We start from the raw sequence: 17613 nt of genomic DNA, 5'->3' as shown, positions 1-17613 counted from the left end.
ATGCCTCGGATGCCGCACGAATGACGGGAACCCATCATTGCGCCCGACGCAGCCCGCGTCGGCAGGTGAAGCTGTGCGTACAAGGCGTGGGGGCGAATCCCCACGCCTTCAAGCTTAGAACTGCAGACCGCCTTCGCGGGCTGCGTCGGCGAGCGCCTTGATGCGACCGTGGTAACGGTAGCCCGAGCGGTCGAAAGCGACCTTCTCGATGCCCGCCGCCTTGGCACGCTCGGCGATCATGCGACCGACCTTGACGGCGGCATCGGCATTCTTGCCGTTCTTCAGGCCGTCCTTGACGTCGGCCTGCACGGTCGAGGCGGCGGCCAGGACCTTGGAGCCGTCGGCAGTGAAGACCTGGGCGTACAGGTGCTGACCGGTGCGCAGCACCGTCAGACGCGGCACGCCGAGTTCGCGGATGTGCGCACGGGTCGACTTGGCGCGGCGCAGGCGAGCGATGTTCTTGTTCATGGTTCTTATCCTCGAAAGCTGAAGACGGCTTACGCCTTCTTGGCTTCCTTGCGAATGATGACTTCACCGGCGTACTTCACACCCTTGCCCTTGTAGGGCTCCGGCGGACGGAAGCCACGGATCTTGGCGGCGACTTCACCGACGCGCTGCTTGTCCGCGCCCTGGACCAGGATCTCGGTCTGGGTCGGGGTGGCGATGGTGATGCCTTCCGGCGCCTGGAACAGCACCGGGTGCGAGAAACCCAGCGACAGGTTCAGGTCCTTGCCCTGCATGGCGGCACGGTAACCGACGCCAACCAGCTCGAGCTTGCGCTCGAAACCTTCGGACACGCCCTTCACCATGTTGGCGAGGATCGCGCGCAGGGTACCGGTCAGCGGGATCAACGCGGCGTCTTCGGTCGAGAACACGGCATGGCCGTCTTCGACCTTGAGCGCGATGGCGGCCGGCTTGGCGATCGACAGCGTGCCCTTCGGGCCCTTGGTGCTGATCGAATCGGCCTGGATGTTCAGCTCGACGCCCTTCGGCAGGGCAACCGGCTTCTTGGCAACTCGGGACATGGTTATTCCTCCCTTAGGCCACGAAGCACAGGACTTCACCGCCGACGCCCTGCTGGCGCGCCTGCGCATCGGTCATGATGCCTTTCGAGGTGGAGATGATGGCGACGCCGAGGCCGCCGAGGACCTTGGGCAGTTCGTCCTTGCCACGGTACTGACGCAGACCCGAGCGGGAGTAGCGCTGGAGGCGCTCGATCACCGGCTTGCCTTCGTAGTACTTCAGCGAGATTTCGAGTTCGGACTTGCCCGGACCGACTTCGGTCACGCGCGAATCCAGGATGTAGCCCTCGTCCTTCAGCACGGCAGCGATGGCCACCTTGATCTTGGACGACGGCATCTTCACCGTCTGCTTCCGAACCGCGGCGGCATTCTTGATGCGCACCAGCATGTCGGCAATGGGATCAGTCATGCTCATGAAAAGTCACCTATGAGTAGCACCGATATCCGCGGAATTGCGAATTCAGTTGTAACGTCGCGACCGGGGTCGCAACGCTTGGAACGTCGACAGCCGGCAAGTCTAGCAGACTTGCCGGCTGTCTTGCTTACCAGCTGGCCTTGCGCAGACCGGGAACGTCACCGTTCATCGTGGCCTTGCGCAGCATGTTGCGGCCCAGGCCAAACTTGCGGTACACGCCACGCGGACGGCCCGACAGCTCGCAGCGGTTGCGCTGGCGGCTCGGCGAGGAGTCGCGCGGCAGCTTCTGCAGCTTGACCACGGCATCCAGCTTGTCTTCGTACGACGCGGTGAGGCTGGAGACGATCTTCTTCAGCTCCTCGCGCTTGCCGGCATGCTTCTTCGCCAGCTTGGCCCGCTTGATCTCGCGGTTGACCATGGAGGTCTTAGCCATTGTTCAGTCCTCGAGACTCAGTTACGGAACGGGAAGCGGAACGCTTCGAGCAGCGCCTTGGCTTCGGCATCGGTCTTCGCGGTCGTGGTGATCGCGATGTCCATGCCGCGCAGGGCGTCGACCTGGTCGAAGTCGATTTCCGGGAAGATGATCTGTTCCTTCACGCCCATGTTGTAGTTGCCACGGCCGTCGAACGAACGACCCGACACGCCGCGGAAGTCACGCACGCGCGGCAGCGAGATGTTGACCAGGCGATCCAGGAACTCAAACATCTTGGCGCGACGCAGCGTCACCTTGCAGCCGATCGGCCAACCGTCGCGGATCTTGAACGAAGCCACCGACACGCGGGACTTGGTCACGATCGGCTTCTGGCCGGCGATCTTGGTCATGTCGGCGACGGCATTTTCCAGGATCTTCTTGTTGGTGGCAGCCTCGCCCACGCCCATGTTGAGCGTGATCTTGACGAGACGCGGCACTTCCATCGGGTTCGAGTAACCGAACTTCGCGGTCAGCGCCGGGACGACTTCTTTCTTGTAGAACTCTTCGAGCCGGGTGGTCATTTCAGCATTCCTCAGGCGTCAACCGCCTCACCGCTGGAGCGGAACACACGCAGTTTGCGTCCATCCTCCAGCACCTTGAAAGCAACGCGCTCACCCTTGCCAGTGGCCGGGTTGAACAGCATCACGTTGGAAATGTGGATCGGCGCTTCGCGCTCGACCACGCCGCCCGGCTGGCCAGCCTGCGGGTTCGGCTTGGTGTGGCGCTTGACGATGTTGATGTTCGACACGACGACTTTCTCGCCGAGTACGCGCACCACGTCGCCCTTCTTGCCCTTGTCCTTGCCGGCGGTGACGATCACCTGATCGCCCTTGCGGATACGGTTCATATTATTCCTCCGCTCAGAGCACTTCAGGAGCGAGCGAGACGATCTTCATGAACTTCTCGGTACGCAGTTCGCGGGTCACAGGCCCGAAAATGCGGGTACCGATCGGTTCCTGCTTGTTGTTCAGGAGCACGGCGGCATTGCCGTCGAAGCGGATCAGCGAGCCGTCCGGGCGACGAACGCCCTTGCGGGTGCGGACCACGACGGCGTCATAGACGTCGCCCTTCTTGACCTTGCCACGCGGGATCGCGTCCTTCACGGTGACCTTGATGATGTCGCCGATGCCGGCGTAACGGCGTTTGGAGCCGCCGAGCACCTTAATGCACATCACTTCCTTGGCACCGGAATTGTCGGCCACGTCGAGGTAGCTTTGCATCTGGATCATGGTTCAGCCTCCTCTTATTCGGCCACGCGGCTGACGATCTCAACCACGCTCCAGTTCTTGGTCTTGGACATCGGGGCAATCTCCTTCACGCGCACGACATCGCCTTCCTTGCAGGCGTTGTCGGCATCGTGGGCGTGGAGCTTGGTCGAGCGGCGGATGTACTTGCCGTACAGCGCGTGCTTGACCTGGCGCTCGACGAGCACGGTGACGGTCTTGTCCATCTTGTTGCTGACGACCCGGCCTTCAACCGTGCGCAGCGCCTTCTCTGTATTGTTGTCGGTCATGGCGGATCCTTACTTCTGCGGGCCAGCAGCTTGCTGGCTCAGCAGAGTGTTGACACGAGCGATCTCGCGCTTGACGCGGCGAGCCTCATGGGTCTTGGCGAGCTGGCCGGTGGCCTTCTGCATGCGCAGAGCGAAGCTCTCCTTGTGCAGTTCGACCAGGTGGGCCTTCAGCTCGTTAGCCGACTTTTCGCGCAGCTGCTTGAGTTCCATTAGCGCACCGTCCGGGTAACGAAAGTGGTGGTCACCGAGAGCTTGGCGGCGGCCAGGCGGAACGCTTCACGCGCCACGTCCTCTGCCACGCCTTCGATCTCGTAAATCATGCGACCGGGCTGGATCTGGGCGACCCAGTACTCGACGTTGCCCTTACCGGAGCCCATTCGGACTTCGATCGGCTTCTTGGTGATCGGCTTGTCGGGGAACACGCGGATCCACATCTTGCCGCCACGTTTGACGTAACGGCTGATGGAACGACGTGCTGCCTCGATCTGGCGCGCGGTCAGCTGACCGTGCGCCGTCGCCTTAAGGCCGTATTCGCCGAAGCTGACGGCATTGCCGTTCCAGCTCAGGCCTTCATTGCGGCCCTTGTGTACCTTGCGGTACTTGGTTCGCTTGGGTTGCAACATGGTCGATTACCTCTGCTCGCGGGCGCCACGGCCCGGACGGTCGCTGCGATCACCGCGGTCACCACGGTCACCGCGATCGCTACGCGGCGTGTCGTCCTGCTTTTCCTGGCCAACCTGGGAGAAGTCGAAGACCTCGCCCTTGTAGACCCATACCTTGATGCCGATGATGCCGTAGGTCGTCTTGGCTTCAGCGAAGCCGTAGTCGATGTCGGCACGCAGCGTGTGCAGCGGCACGCGACCTTCGCGGTACCACTCCGAACGCGCGATCTCGGCGCCGTTGAGACGACCGGCGACGTTGACCTTGATGCCCAGGGCACCCAAGCGCATCGCGTTGCCGACCGCACGCTTCATTGCACGGCGGAACATGATGCGACGCTCAAGCTGCTGAGCGATCGACTCGGCCACCAGCTGCGCATCGAGCTCCGGCTTGCGGACCTCGGTCACGTTGATGTGCGCCGGGACGCCCATCATCTGGCTGACTTCCTTACGCAGCTTCTCGATGTCCTCGCCGCGCTTGCCGATCACCACGCCCGGACGGGCGGTGTGAATCGTGACGCGGGCGTTGTTGGCCGGGCGCTCGATGAAGATCTTCGAGATACCGGCCTGCGCCAGCTTCTTGCGAAGCATGTCGCGGACCTTGAGGTCAGCCGCCAGGAATTCGGCGTACTGCTTCTTGTTGGCAAACCACTTGGAATTCCAGTCCTTGGCAATGCCCAGGCGGATGCCGGTCGGATGAACTTTATGACCCATTGTCTGACTCCGCCTTACTTGCCCGCGCCCACAACCACAGTGATGTGGCTGGTGCGCTTGAGGATGCGGGTGCCGCGGCCTTTCGCACGAGCCATGAAGCGCTTCAGTGCGGGACCTTCGTCCACCATGATGGTCTTGACGCGCAGCTCGTCAACGTCGGCGCCCTGATTGTTCTCGGCGTTTGCGATGGCGGACTCCACGACCTTGCGGATCAGTGCAGCTGCCTTCTTGTCCGAGAACTTGAGCAGGTTGACGGCGCGTTCGGCGGACAGACCGCGCACCTGGTCGGCGACCAGGCGGGCCTTCTGCGGGGAGATGCGCGCGGTGCGCAGGATGGCTTTCGCTTCCATGGTCATCTCCTTACTTGCCCGACTTCTTGTCGCCGCCGTGACCCTTGAAGGTACGGGTCAGGGCGAACTCGCCAAGCTTGTGGCCAACCATGTTCTCGTTGACCAGCACCGGGATGTGGTTCTTGCCGTTGTGGATGGCGATGGTGAAACCCACCATCTCCGGCAGCACCATCGAACGACGCGACCAGGTCTTGATCGGCCTCTTGTTGTTGCCCGCGGTCTCCACCTTCTTCATCAGGTGGTGGTCGACGAACGGACCCTTTTTCAGTGAACGTGCCATGGCCGATTAGCTCCTGCGATCGCGAACGATGAACTGCTGCGTACGCTTGTTCTTACGCGTCTTGTAACCCTTGGTCGGCACGCCCCACGGCGTGACCGGATGCGGGTTGCCCTGGCCAGCCTTGGCCTCACCACCGCCGTGCGGGTGATCGACCGGGTTCATGGCCGCACCGCGGACGGTCGGCTTGATGCCGCGCCAGCGCTTGGCACCGGCCTTGCCGAGCTTCTCGAGGCTGTGCTCGTCGTTGCCGACTTCGCCGATGGTGGCCGAGCAGTCGACCGGCACCTTGCGCATCTCGCCGGAGCGAAGACGCAGCGTGGCGTAGCCCTGCTCGCGCGCAACCAGGTACACGCTGGCACCGGCGGCACGGGCGATCTGGGCGCCCTTGCCCGGCTTCATCTCGACGCAATGCACCGTCGAACCGACCGGGATGTTGCTCAGCGGCAGCGCATTGCCGACGCGGATCGGGGCGTCACGGCCGGCGATCACCTGGTCGCCATCCTTCAGGCCCTTCGGCGCGATGATGTAACGACGCTCACCGTCGACGTAGCACAGCAGCGCGATGTGCGCGGTGCGGTTGGGATCGTACTCGATGCGCTCGACGCGCGCCGGAATGCCGACCTTGTCACGCTTGAAGTCGATGATGCGGTAATGCTGCTTGTGACCACCACCGATGTGACGGGTGGTGATGCGGCCGTGGTGGTTACGGCCACCGGACTTGCCCTGCTTCTCGACCAACGCCGCGTGCGGCGCGCCCTTGTGCAGGCCCGGGGTCACCACGCGGACGGCCGAACGGCGGCCGGGGGAGGTGGGCTTGAAAGTCATCAATGCCATGGGTCTTTCCTCAGGCCTTGGCCATCACGTCGATCGACTGGCCAGCGGCCAGCTTCACGTACGCCTTGCGCCAGTCGGCGCGACGGCCCATGCGGAACTTGAAGGCCTTGTTCTTGCCCTTCACGTTGACCACATTCACCGCCTCGACCTTGACGTCGAACAGCTTTTCCACGGCGACTTTGATGTCGGCCTTGGTAGCGTCCGTCGCGACTTCGAAGACGTATTGGTTGGAAACTTCCTGCAGACGAGCGGTCTTTTCGGACACGCGCGGCGCGCGGATGATGCTGTAGAGCTTGGCGTCGTTCATGCCAGCCACTCCTCGATCTTCTTGACCGCATCGGCGGTGACCACGACCGAATCGGCGCCAACCAGCGCGACCGGATCCAGGCCCTGCACGTCACGGACTTCAACGTACGGAAGGTTGCGCGCCGAGAGGTACAGGTTCTCGGTGGCATCTTCAGTGACGATCAGCGGACGACGGCCGACTTCCAGGCTCTTGAGCTTGGACACAAGGCCCGAGGTCTTCGGCGCGTCGATGTCGAACGACTCCACGACCATGATGCGGCCCTGGCGGTTCAGCTCGGACAGGATCGCGGCGATCGCGGCGCGGTACATCTTGCGGTTGACCTTCTGCGCGAAGCTGCGCGGCTTGGCCGCGAAGGTCACGCCGCCGCCGACGAAGATCGGAGCCGTCAGCGCGCCATGACGCGCACCGCCGCCCTTCTGCTTCTTCGACTTCTTGGTTGTACCGTTGACTTCCGAACGCGTCTTCTGCGCCTTGGTACCGGCACGACCCGCGTTGCGGTATGCAACGACCACCTGGTGGACCAGGTCTTCGCTGAATTCGCGGCCGAAGATCGCGTCGGAAACCGACAGCGTCTTGCTGCTATTGGTGATGGCGAGTTCCATCGTCATCTCTCCTTAAACCTTGCTCGACGGACGTACGATCACGTCGCCGCCCGGAGCACCCGGCACTGCGCCCTTGATCGCGATCAGGCCACGCTCTGCGTCGACCTTGACCACTTCCAAGCGCTGCGTGCTCTGCTGCACCGCACCCATGTGACCGGACATCTTCTTGCCCGGAAACACGCGGCCCGGCGTCTGGCGCTGGCCGATGGAGCCCGGCGAACGGTGCGACAACGAGTTACCGTGCGTCGCGTCGCCCATCTTGAAGTTCCAGCGCTTGATCGTGCCCTGGAAGCCCTTGCCCTTGGTGATGCCCTGGACGTCGACGATCTGGCCAACCTCGAAGATGTCGGCCTTGATCTCACCGCCGACTTCGAAATCGCCGATCTTGTCGGCTTCCACGCGCAACTCCCACAGGCCGCGACCGGCTTCGACCTTCGCCTTGGCGAGGTGACCGGCTTCCGGCTTGTTGACGAGCGCCGCGCGGCGCACGCCCACCGTGACCTGCACGGCGCTGTAGCCGTCGGTGTCGGGGGTCTTGATCTGGGTAATGCGGTTCGGAGTCGCCTCGATCAGCGTCACCGGCACCGACTTGCCATCTTCAGTGAAGAAGCGGCTCATGCCGGCCTTGCGACCGACGATGCCCAGCGAATATTTCTTCGCAGTCATTGTGGTGGCCTCAGGTCAGCTTGATCTGTACATCGACGCCAGCCGCGAGCTCGAGCTTCATCAGCGCGTCCACGGTCTTGTCGTTGGGGTCGACGATGTCGAGCACGCGCTTGTGCGTGCGGGTCTCGTACTGGTCACGCGCGTCCTTGTCGACGTGCGGGGAGACGAGAATGGTGTAGCGCTCGATCTTGGTCGGCAGCGGGATCGGGCCGCGCACTTGCGCGCCGGTCCGCTTGGCCGTCTCGACGATCTCGCTGGCCGAGCGGTCGATCAGACGATGATCGTACGCCTTGAGCCGGATTCGGATCTTTTGGTCCGCCATGACGGAATTCCTTGGTTAAAAGAGCGACGGGCCGGCCTCTGGGTGTGCCGAACCCCTTGAAAATGCCAATACTCCCGGGCTACACCCTCGCCCCGGAGCCTCCCTGCCTAGAAAAAACAAGGCAGACCGGTCACCCGGCCCGCCCAGACGGAGTAGAACGCACGAAGGGCCCCGTCTAGCGTTCCTTGGAAGCCGTGAACTTATTAAGTTCGGGGCCCGGAACGTACGGAGCGCTGCCGTGCGACATGTCCCTGTCTGGCGAATACGAGGCGCTTCCTGCACCTCATTTCGCTGGTCTGCGGCGGCTGAAATAAAGAAACACCGCAGTGGTCGAGCATTCTAACCGGATATCCACAGAAGGCGCAAGCACCTTCCGGGACTTTCGCCCCGCCCTGGCTTACACCGAGGCGGGGCGAATGCGACTCGAGCCGGATCAATGACCCGGTCGACGTCCGGATTACTTGATGATCTTGGCCACCACGCCGGCGCCGACGGTACGGCCGCCTTCGCGAATCGCGAAACGCAGGCCTTCGTCCATCGCCACCGGGTTGATCAGGCTCACCACCATCTTGATGTTGTCGCCCGGCATGACCATCTCCACGCCCTCCGGCAGCGTCACCGCACCGGTGATGTCGGTCGTGCGGAAGTAGAACTGCGGACGGTAGCCCTTGAAGAACGGCGTGTGACGGCCACCCTCGTCCTTCGACAGCACGTACACCTCGGCCTCGAACTCGGTGTGCGGGGTGATCGAACCCGGCTTGCACAGCACCTGGCCGCGCTCCACGTCGTCACGCTTGGTGCCGCGCAGCAGCAGACCGGCGTTGTCGCCCGCCTGGCCCTGGTCGAGCAGCTTGCGGAACATCTCGACGCCGGTGACCGTGGTCTTCTGGGTCGGACGGATACCGACGATCTCGATTTCGTCACCGACCTTGATGATGCCGCGCTCGATACGACCGGTCACCACGGTGCCGCGGCCCGAGATCGAGAACACGTCTTCCACCGGCATCAGGAACGGCTTGTCGACGTCGCGCTGCGGCTCCGGAATGAACGTGTCCAGCGCCTCGACCAGCTTGATGATCGACGGCACGCCGATCTCCGACTGGTCGCCTTCCAGCGCCAGGCGGGCCGAGCCGTGGATGATCGGGGTGTCGTCGCCCGGGAAGTCGTACTTGCTCAGCAGCTCGCGCACTTCCATCTCGACCAGCTCGAGCAGCTCGGCGTCGTCGACCATGTCGGCCTTGTTCAGGAACACCACGATGTACGGCACGCCGACCTGGCGCGACAGCAGGATGTGCTCGCGCGTCTGCGGCATCGGGCCGTCCGCGGCCGAGCACACCAGGATCGCGCCGTCCATCTGCGCCGCACCCGTGATCATGTTCTTCACGTAGTCGGCGTGGCCCGGGCAGTCCACGTGGGCGTAGTGGCGGTTCGGGCTTTCGTACTCGACGTGTGCCGTCGAGATCGTGATGCCACGCGCCTTCTCTTCCGGCGCCGCGTCGATCGCGTCGTACGCCTTGAACTCGCCGCCGAAACGCTCGGCACCCACCTTCGTCAGTGCCGCCGTCAGCGTGGTCTTGCCGTGGTCGACGTGACCGATCGTGCCCACGTTCACGTGCGGCTTGGTGCGCTCGAATTTACCCTTGGCCATGGTTGTCTCTCTTTAAAAATGAATGCTTTGTTGGTCTTTGTCGCGAGGGCCGGCCATCAGCCGACGCCTCGCGGGATGTCACGCTCAGCCGCCCTTCTTCATCACCGCATCGGCAATGTTGTTCGGCGCTTCGGCGTAATGGTCGAACTCCATCGTGAACGTCGCGCGCCCCTGGGTCAGCGAGCGGATGGTCGTGGCGTAACCGAACATTTCACCCAGCGGAACCATCGCGTTGATGGTCTTGCCCGAGGGCGTGTCGTCCTGGCCCTGCAGCAGGCCGCGACGACGGCTCAGGTCGCCCATCACGTCGCCGACGTACTCTTCCGGCGTCACGACTTCGACCTTCATGATCGGCTCGAGCAGGACAGGATCGGCCTTGCGGAAGCCTTCCTTGAACGCCATCGACGAGGCGAGCTTGAACGCCATTTCCGACGAGTCGACGTCGTGGTACGAACCAAACACGAGCTTGACCTTGACGCCCACGACCGGGAAGCCGGCCAGGGGACCGCTGGTGATCGTCTCGCGCAAGCCTTTCTCGACCGCCGGGATGAACTCCTTCGGAATCACGCCGCCGGCAATGTCGTTGATGAACAGGAAATCGTTCTTGACATCCTCGTTGGCACGGTCGGCTTCGTTCATCGGCGACAGCTCGATGACGACGTGGCCGTACTGACCCTTACCGCCCGACTGCTTGGCGTGCTTGTAATCCGACTTCACGTCCGACTTGCGGATGGTCTCGCGGTACGCAACCTGCGGCTTGCCGACGTTGGCCTCGACATTGAACTCGCGACGCATGCGGTCGACGATGATGTCCAGGTGCAACTCGCCCATGCCGGCAATGATCGTCTGGCCGGACTCTTCGTCGGTGCGCACACGGAACGACGGGTCTTCCTGTGCCAGACGGCCCAGTGCCATACCCATCTTTTCCTGGTCCGACTTGGTCTTCGGCTCGACCGCCATCGAAATGACGGGCTCCGGGAACACCATGCGCTCGAGGGTGATGACGTGGTCCTGAGCGCACAGCGTGTCGCCGGTGGTCACGTCCTTCAGGCCCACGGCCGCGGCGATGTCGCCGGCGCGGACTTCCTTGATCTCGTCACGCTGGTTGGCGTGCATCTGCAGGATGCGGCCCACGCGCTCCTTCTTCGACTTGACCGGGTTGTAGACCTGGTCGCCGGAGTTGAGCACGCCCGAGTAGACGCGGAAGAAGGTCAGCGAACCGACAAACGGGTCGGTCATGATCTTGAACGCCAACGCCGAGAACGGCTCGGAATCGGACGCCTTGCGCGTGTCTTCCTTCTCGTTCTCATCGATGCCCTGCACCGGCGGACGGTCGGCCGGCGACGGCAACAGGTTGATCACGCCGTCGAGCATGGCCTGCACGCCCTTGTTCTTGAACGCCGAACCGCAGAAGACCGGCACGATCTCGACACGCAGGGTGCGCTCGCGCAGGCCCGAGACGATCTCGGCTTCGCTCAGCTCGCCTTCGTTGAGGTACTTGTCCATCAGTTCTTCGGACGCTTCGGCGGCGGCTTCGATCATGAAGCTGCGCGCTTCCTCGGCCTTGCTCTGCAGGTTGGCCGGGATGTCGCGGTACTCGAACACGGTGCCCTGCGAGGCGACATCCCAGTGGATGGCCTTCATCTTGAGCAGGTCGACCACGCCCTCGAAGCCGTCTTCGGCGCCGATCGGCACCTGCATCGGCACGGCGTAGGCGCCCAAGCGCGAACGCAGCTGCTCGACCACCTTGTCGAAGTTGGCGCCGGTGCGGTCCATCTTGTTGACGAACGCCATGCGCGGCACCGCGTACTTGTTGGCCTGGCGCCACACGGTCTCGGACTGCGGCTGCACGCCGCCGACAGCACACAGCACGAACACCGCGCCGTCGAGCACGCGCAGCGAACGCTCGACTTCGATGGTGAAGTCGACGTGGCCGGGGGTATCGATGATGTTCAAGCGGTGCTCAGGCAGGGATTTGTCCATGCCCTTCCAGAACGCGGTCGTCGCGGCCGACGTGATGGTGATGCCGCGCTCCTGCTCCTGCTCCATCCAGTCCATCGTCGCGGCACCTTCGTGCACTTCGCCGATCTTGTGGCTGACACCCGTGTAGAACAGGATGCGCTCGGACGTGGTGGTCTTGCCGGCATCGATGTGGGCCATGATGCCGAAGTTGCGGTAACGCTCGATGGGAGTGGTGCGAGCCACGGGACCCTCTCGTAAGTTTTCAAATTCCAGATGGCCGGACGCCGCCTCTGGGGCGGCCTCCGGTTCGCATGGCGGCTTTCTCGCCGCCGCGGCAGCACGAGATGTGCTGCTGAGGCAGGCGACACCCGATATGGGGTCGCCGACTCAGATCACCAGCGGTAGTGGGCGAACGCCTTGTTCGCTTCCGCCATGCGGTGGGTTTCTTCGCGCTTCTTGATCGCGCCGCCGCGGTTTTCCGAGGCGTCGAGCAGTTCAGCGGCAAGCTTGCGCGGCATGGAGTTCTCGCCACGCTTGCGCGCCGACTCGATCAACCAGCGCATTGCCAGCGCCATGCGGCGCGAGGAGCGGACTTCGACCGGCACCTGGTAAGTGGCGCCACCGACGCGACGCGACTTGACCTCGACGGCCGGCGACACGTTGCCGAGCGCCTTCTCGACCAGCTCCAGGGCGTTCGGGTTCTTTTCCCCGATCACGTCCATGGCGCCGTACACGATCTTTTCGGCGATCGACTTCTTGCCGCTCTGCATGACCATATTGATGAAACGCGCGATCGTCTCGCTGCCGTGCTTGGGATCAGGCAGGACCGAACGCTGCGGAGTGGAACCTTTACGCGACATGTTGCGTACCTTTCGTCAAATCTTCGATTTGCCAGTTCGTCGAACGAACTGCGCTTAGGACTTCGGACGCTTGGCGCCGTACTTGGATCGGCTCTGGCGACGCTTGGCGACACCGGCGGCGTCGAGCGAGCCACGCACGGTGTGGTAGCGCACGCCCGGCAGGTCCTTGACGCGGCCGCCGCGGATCAGCACGACCGAGTGCTCCTGCAGGTTGTGGCCTTCGCCGCCGATGTACGAGATGACCTCGTAACCGTTGGTCAGGCGAACCTTGGCCACCTTGCGCAGCGCCGAGTTCGGCTTCTTCGGGGTGGTGGTGTAGACACGGGTGCAAACGCCACGACGCTGCGGGCAGTTCGCCAGCGCCGGCGAGGCGCTCTTGTAGGTGGTCGCCTGCCGCGGCTTGCGGACCAGCTGATTGATCGTCGCCATCTGGAACTCTTTGATGAAAGGCCGAAGTGGCCTTTGCGTGAAAACGAACGGCAAGCCGGATACAACCCAGCCCACCGAGACGAAAAAGTATAGCCCGCGTCAGACGTCGCCGTCAACGCGGACTAAACCGGATTCCCGGAACTGCCAGCGGCAGGCCCGGAGTACGCTGCGATCCCGCCCTTCCTGGGCCGAACACGAGGCGCTCCCTGCGCCTCATTTCGTGATCTGGACGGCCTCACATGGAGGCCGTCGATAGTGCACAAGTATAGCTTACGAAGCGCTCGATTCGTCGCCGTCGACTTCGGCGGTGACAACCACCTCGGCCGCCACCGGCGCGGCCAGCGCCTCCATCTCCGAGTCGGTCAGACCCGACGCGTTCTTGCGGCGCTGGGTGTGGTACGCCAGGCCGGTACCGGCCGGGATCAAGCGGCCGACGATCACGTTCTCCTTGAGGCCGCGCAGGCCGTCGCGGGTACCGCGCACGGCAGCCTCGGTCAGGACGCGCGTGGTCTCCTGGAAGGAGGCCGCGGAGATGAACGACTCGGTGGCCAGCGAGGCCTTGGTGATGCCCAGCAGGACCGGATCGAACTTGGTCAGGATCTCGTTGCGGGCAGCGAGCTTGGCGTTCTCTTCGATCACGCGCTGGCGCTCGACCTGCTCGCCGTGCAGGAACTTGCTGTCGCCCTGGTCGCTGATCTCGACCTTGCGCAGCATCTGGCGAACGATCACCTCGATGTGCTTGTCGTTGATCTTCACGCCCTGCAGGCGGTAGACATCCTGGATTTCCTTGGTCAGGTACACGGCCAGCGGCTCGACACCGAGCAGGCGCAGGATGTCCTGCGGGCTCGGCTCGCCGTCCACCACGGTCTCGCCCTTCTCCACATGCTCGCCTTCGAACACGATGATCTGGCGGTACTTCGGGATCAGCTCTTCGTGCTCGTCACCGTCGGTCGGCTTGATGATCAGGCGCTGCTTGCCCTTGGTGTCCTTGCCGAACGAGACGACGCCCGAGATCTCGGCGAGGATCGCCGGGTCCTTCGGCTTACGCGCTTCGAACAGGTCGGCCACGCGCGGCAGACCACCGGTGATGTCGCGGGTCTTCGACGCTTCCTGCGGGATCTTGGCGACGACGTCGCCCACGCCCACCGCTGCGCCGTCCTGCAGGTTGACGATCGAGCGCGGCGGCAGCAGGTACTGCGCCGGCAGGTCGGTACCCGGGATCTGCAGGTCCTTGCCGTTCTTGTCGACGATGCGCACGATCGGGCGCAGATCCTTGGCCTGGGCACCTCGGCGCTTCGGATCGGTGATCTCGCGCGAGGCCAGGCCGGTCAGTTCATCTGTCTTCTCGATGACGGTGACGCCGTCAACGAAGTCGATGAAGCGGATGAAACCGGCCACTTCCGACACGATCGGGTGGTTATGCGGGTCCCAGTTGGCGACCTGCTGGCCGGCCTTGATCTCGGCGCCGTCCTTGACGCTGATGGTCGCGCCGTACGGCAGCTTGTAGCGCTCGCGCTCGCGGCCGTGGCCGTCGAGCACCGACAACTCGCCCGAGCGCGACACGGCCACGCGGTGGCCCTGGCTGTGCTCGACGAACTTGAGGTTGTTGTACTTGATCGAACCGGTGGTCTTGACCGTGACGTTGTCGATGGCGGCCGCACGCGACGCCGCACCACCGATGTGGAACGTACGCATGGTCAGCTGCGTGCCCGGCTCACCGATCGACTGCGCGGCAACAACGCCGACCGCTTCACCGTGGTTGACCAGGTGGCCACGACCGAGGTCGCGGCCGTAGCAGTGTGCGCACACGCCGAAGGCGCTTTCGCAGGTGATGGTCGAACGCACCTTGATCGACTGCACGCTGGCGTCTTCCAGCTTCTGCACCCAGCCCTCGTCGAGCAGGGTGTTGCGGGTGACGATCGGCTCGTCGTCGTTGCCCGGCAGGAACACGTCCTCGGCCACGACGCGGCCCAGCACGCGGTCGCGCAACGGCTCGACCACGTCACCGCCTTCGACGATCGGGGTCATGGTCAGACCCTCGAGCGTGCCGCAATCGGTCTCGGTGATCACCACATCCTGCGCCACGTCGACCAGGCGACGGGTCAGGTAACCAGAGTTGGCGGTCTTCAGTGCGGTGTCGGCCAGACCCTTACGGGCACCGTGGGTGGAGTTGAAGTACTCCTGCACGTTCAGGCCTTCGCGGAAGTTGGCCTTGATGGGCGTTTCGATGATCGAGCCGTCCGGACGTGCCATCAGGCCGCGCATACCGGCGAGCTGACGGATCTGCGCCTGCGAACCACGCGCACCGGAGTCGGCCATGATGTACAGCGAATTCATCGACTTCTGGTCGACCATCTCGCCCTTGGCGTTCTCGACCTTGTCGGTACCGATCGCGTCCATCATTGCCTTGGCCACGCGCTCGTTGGTGCGCGACCAGATGTCGACCACCTTGTTGTAGCGCTCGCCGGCGGTAACCAGGCCCGACTGGTACTGCTCCTGGATTTCCAGCACTTCGCCTTCGGCCTCGGCCACGATGCCGTGCTTTTCGTCCGGGATGATCATGTCGTCGATGCCGATCGAGACGCCGGCGCGCGTGGCGTACGCGAAGCCGGTGTACATCAGCTTGTCGGCGAACACGACCGTGTCCTTCAAGCCGAGCATGCGGTAGCAGGAGTTGATCAAGCGGCTGATGTTCTTCTTGGTCAGCTCGACGTTGGCCAGCGCGAACGGCAGGCCTTCCGGCAGGATCTCGCGCAACAGGGAGCGGCCGACTGTGGTGTCGACGATCGAAGTCTTCTGCGCCTTGCTGCCGTCCTCGGCGATCACGGTCTCGGTGATGCGCACCTTGCACTTGGCGTGCAATTGCACGGCGCGGTTGTCGTAGGCGCGCTTGACCTCGGCGACGTTGGCGAACGCCATGCCCTCGCCCGCCTTGTTTTCCAGGGCGCGGGTCATGTAGTACAGGCCGAGCACGACGTCCTGCGACGGCACGATGATCGGCTCGCCGTTGGCCGGCGACAGGATGTTGTTCGACGCCATCATCAGCGCGCGCGCTTCCAGCTGGGCTTCCAGCGAGAGCGGCACGTGCACGGCCATCTGGTCACCGTCGAAGTCGGCGTTGAACGCGGTGCAGACCAACGGGTGCAGCTGGATCGCCTTGCCTTCGATCAGCACCGGCTCGAACGCCTGGATGCCGAGGCGGTGCAGGGTCGGCGCGCGGTTGAGCAGGACCGGATGCTCGCGGATCACCTCTTCGAGGATGTCCCACACCTCGGCCTCTTCGCGCTCGACGAGTTTCTTGGCGGCCTTGATGGTGGTGGCGAGGCCACGACGCTGCAGCTTGGCGAAGATGAAGGGCTTGAACAGCTCCAGCGCCATCTTCTTCGGCAGGCCGCACTCGTGCAGGCGCAGCGTCGGGCCGACCACGATGACCGAACGGCCCGAGTAGTCGACGCGCTTGCCGAGGAGGTTCTGGCGGAACCGGCCCTGCTTGCCCTTGATCATGTCGGCCAGCGACTTGAGCGGGCGCTTGTTGGTGCCGGTGATGGCACGGCCGCGACGGCCGTTGTCCATCAGCGCATCCACCGACTCCTGCAGCATGCGCTTCTCGTTGCGCACGATGATGTCGGGCGCGTTGAGTTCGAGCAGGCGACGCAGGCGGTTGTTGCGGTTGATGACGCGGCGGTACAGGTCGTTGAGGTCGGAGGTCGCGAAGCGGCCACCGTCCAGCGGCACCAGCGGGCGCAGGTCCGGCGGCAGCACCGGCAGCACGGTCATGACCATCCACTCCGGACGGTTGCCGGATTCGAGGAAGGCCTCAACCAGCTTGATGCGCTTGGTCAGTCGCTTGAGCTTGGTTTCCGAACCGGTGCTGGCGATGTCTTCCTTCAGCTGCACCATCTCGGACTGCAGATCGATCGTGCGCAGCAGGTCGTAGACCGCCTCGGCGCCCATCGCGGCTTCGAAGTCGTCGCCATGTTCCTGGCGCGCCTGCAGGAACTGTTCCTCGGTCAGCAGGTTGCCGCGCTCGAGCGGGGTCAGGCCCGGCTCGGTGACGACGTAGGCTTCGAAGTACAGGATGCGCTCGATGTCACGCAGGGTCATGTCCAGCATCAGGCCGATGCGCGACGGCAGCGACTTGAGGAACCAGATGTGCGCGACCGGCGAGGCCAGGTCGATGTGGCCCATGCGCTCGCGGCGCACCTTGGCCAGCGTGACTTCGGTGCCGCACTTCTCGCAGACCACGCCGCGGTGCTTCATGCGCTTGTACTTGCCGCACAGGCACTCGTAGTCCTTGATCGGGCCAAAGATCGCGGCGCAGAACAGGCCGTCACGCTCCGGCTTGAAGGTGCGGTAGTTGATGGTTTCCGGCTTCTTGACCTCGCCGAACGACCACGAACGGATCAGGTCGGGCGAAGCCAGCGCGATCTTGATGGCGTCGAAGTCGAGCGCCGGTCGCTGCTGGTTGAACAGGTTGAGCAGGTCTTTCATGACTTTCTCCGGGAATCGGGAATCGAGAATGGGGAATCGTCAGAGGCGGGAGCCGGGGGGGGGGGGG

General features: G+C 63.8%; 23 protein-coding genes. All 23 read right to left on the bottom strand.

Annotation, left to right across the window (positions count from 1 at the left end):
• Positions 1-114: 114 nt before the first annotated feature.
• The 23 genes from rplR to rpoC all read right to left on the bottom strand — a co-directional run bounded on the left by rplR (position 115) and on the right by rpoC (position 17546).
• Positions 115-468: a 50S ribosomal protein L18 gene (gene rplR / locus ACFOLC_RS13980; RefSeq protein WP_386759869.1), complete on the bottom strand. Its 354-nt coding sequence runs from the start codon at positions 466-468 to the stop codon at positions 115-117.
• Positions 469-497: 29 nt separating this feature from the next.
• Positions 498-1025 (bottom strand): 50S ribosomal protein L6, encoded by a 528-nt coding sequence (gene rplF, locus ACFOLC_RS13975; RefSeq protein WP_386759868.1) that lies wholly within the window; start codon positions 1023-1025, stop codon positions 498-500.
• A 13-nt stretch (positions 1026-1038) separates the two neighbouring features.
• A complete protein-coding gene (gene rpsH / locus ACFOLC_RS13970) occupies positions 1039-1437 on the bottom strand; it encodes a 30S ribosomal protein S8 (protein ID WP_386759867.1) in 399 nt (132 codons plus the stop codon).
• Positions 1438-1564: 127 nt separating this feature from the next.
• On the bottom strand, positions 1565-1870 hold the full coding sequence (gene rpsN / locus ACFOLC_RS13965) for a 30S ribosomal protein S14 (RefSeq protein ID WP_386759866.1): 306 nt from the start codon (positions 1868-1870) through the stop codon (positions 1565-1567).
• A gap of 17 nt (positions 1871-1887) precedes the next feature.
• Positions 1888-2430 carry a 50S ribosomal protein L5 gene (rplE, locus tag ACFOLC_RS13960; protein ID WP_386759865.1) on the bottom strand — a complete coding sequence of 181 codons (543 nt, stop codon included), beginning with the start codon at positions 2428-2430 and terminating at the stop codon, positions 1888-1890.
• An 11-nt stretch (positions 2431-2441) separates the two neighbouring features.
• Positions 2442-2756, bottom strand: a complete 315-nt coding sequence (gene rplX, locus ACFOLC_RS13955; RefSeq protein ID WP_386759864.1) for a 50S ribosomal protein L24 — start codon at positions 2754-2756, stop codon at positions 2442-2444.
• Positions 2757-2769: 13 nt separating this feature from the next.
• Positions 2770-3138, bottom strand: a complete 369-nt coding sequence (gene rplN / locus ACFOLC_RS13950) for a 50S ribosomal protein L14 (protein WP_056136003.1) — start codon at positions 3136-3138, stop codon at positions 2770-2772.
• Positions 3139-3152: 14 nt separating this feature from the next.
• On the bottom strand, positions 3153-3422 hold the full coding sequence (gene rpsQ, locus ACFOLC_RS13945; protein ID WP_386759863.1) for a 30S ribosomal protein S17: 270 nt from the start codon (positions 3420-3422) through the stop codon (positions 3153-3155).
• A gap of 9 nt (positions 3423-3431) precedes the next feature.
• Positions 3432-3632, bottom strand: a complete 201-nt coding sequence (rpmC, locus tag ACFOLC_RS13940) for a 50S ribosomal protein L29 (protein WP_386759862.1) — start codon at positions 3630-3632, stop codon at positions 3432-3434.
• Positions 3632-4045: a 50S ribosomal protein L16 gene (gene rplP, locus ACFOLC_RS13935; RefSeq protein ID WP_055902334.1), complete on the bottom strand. Its 414-nt coding sequence runs from the start codon at positions 4043-4045 to the stop codon at positions 3632-3634. Before rplP ends, rpmC begins: the two co-directional genes overlap by 1 nt.
• Positions 4046-4051: 6 nt before the next feature.
• Positions 4052-4795 carry a 30S ribosomal protein S3 gene (rpsC, locus tag ACFOLC_RS13930; RefSeq protein ID WP_386759861.1) on the bottom strand — a complete coding sequence of 248 codons (744 nt, stop codon included), beginning with the start codon at positions 4793-4795 and terminating at the stop codon, positions 4052-4054.
• Positions 4796-4809: 14 nt separating this feature from the next.
• The gene (gene rplV, locus ACFOLC_RS13925) at positions 4810-5145 is read right to left on the bottom strand and encodes a 50S ribosomal protein L22 (protein ID WP_187711365.1); all 336 of its coding nucleotides are present in this window, start codon (positions 5143-5145) and stop codon (positions 4810-4812) included.
• 10 nt (positions 5146-5155) lie between these two features.
• Positions 5156-5425, bottom strand: coding sequence for a 30S ribosomal protein S19 (gene rpsS, locus ACFOLC_RS13920; protein WP_386759860.1), 270 nt, complete (start codon positions 5423-5425; stop codon positions 5156-5158).
• A 6-nt stretch (positions 5426-5431) separates the two neighbouring features.
• A complete protein-coding gene (gene rplB, locus ACFOLC_RS13915; protein WP_386759859.1) occupies positions 5432-6259 on the bottom strand; it encodes a 50S ribosomal protein L2 in 828 nt (275 codons plus the stop codon).
• Positions 6260-6269: 10 nt separating this feature from the next.
• Entirely contained in the window at positions 6270-6566 is a 297-nt protein-coding gene (gene rplW / locus ACFOLC_RS13910; RefSeq protein WP_386759858.1) for a 50S ribosomal protein L23, read from the bottom strand.
• Positions 6563-7168 (bottom strand): 50S ribosomal protein L4, encoded by a 606-nt coding sequence (gene rplD / locus ACFOLC_RS13905; protein WP_386759857.1) that lies wholly within the window; start codon positions 7166-7168, stop codon positions 6563-6565. The genes rplW and rplD overlap by 4 nt, the downstream gene beginning before the upstream one ends.
• Positions 7169-7180: 12 nt before the next feature.
• Positions 7181-7834 (bottom strand): 50S ribosomal protein L3, encoded by a 654-nt coding sequence (rplC, locus tag ACFOLC_RS13900; RefSeq protein ID WP_386759856.1) that lies wholly within the window; start codon positions 7832-7834, stop codon positions 7181-7183.
• 10 nt (positions 7835-7844) lie between these two features.
• Positions 7845-8156 carry a 30S ribosomal protein S10 gene (gene rpsJ, locus ACFOLC_RS13895; protein WP_027070119.1) on the bottom strand — a complete coding sequence of 104 codons (312 nt, stop codon included), beginning with the start codon at positions 8154-8156 and terminating at the stop codon, positions 7845-7847.
• A 457-nt stretch (positions 8157-8613) separates the two neighbouring features.
• A complete protein-coding gene (gene tuf, locus ACFOLC_RS13890; RefSeq protein WP_386759845.1) occupies positions 8614-9804 on the bottom strand; it encodes an elongation factor Tu in 1191 nt (396 codons plus the stop codon).
• A gap of 84 nt (positions 9805-9888) precedes the next feature.
• Positions 9889-12009, bottom strand: a complete 2121-nt coding sequence (gene fusA, locus ACFOLC_RS13885; protein ID WP_386759855.1) for an elongation factor G — start codon at positions 12007-12009, stop codon at positions 9889-9891.
• Between the two features lie 149 nt (positions 12010-12158).
• Positions 12159-12626, bottom strand: a complete 468-nt coding sequence (gene rpsG, locus ACFOLC_RS13880; protein ID WP_386759854.1) for a 30S ribosomal protein S7 — start codon at positions 12624-12626, stop codon at positions 12159-12161.
• 54 nt (positions 12627-12680) lie between these two features.
• On the bottom strand, positions 12681-13055 hold the full coding sequence (rpsL, locus tag ACFOLC_RS13875; RefSeq protein ID WP_036115437.1) for a 30S ribosomal protein S12: 375 nt from the start codon (positions 13053-13055) through the stop codon (positions 12681-12683).
• A 270-nt stretch (positions 13056-13325) separates the two neighbouring features.
• Positions 13326-17546: a DNA-directed RNA polymerase subunit beta' gene (gene rpoC, locus ACFOLC_RS13870; RefSeq protein ID WP_386759853.1), complete on the bottom strand. Its 4221-nt coding sequence runs from the start codon at positions 17544-17546 to the stop codon at positions 13326-13328.
• Positions 17547-17613 lie beyond the last annotated feature (67 nt).

Origin of the sequence: Lysobacter cavernae, assembly GCF_042648505.1 — a bacterium.
Lineage (GTDB): Bacteria > Pseudomonadota > Gammaproteobacteria > Xanthomonadales > Xanthomonadaceae > Lysobacter_L > Lysobacter_L cavernae.
This window is presented reverse-complemented; position numbering and strand designations above follow the sequence as displayed.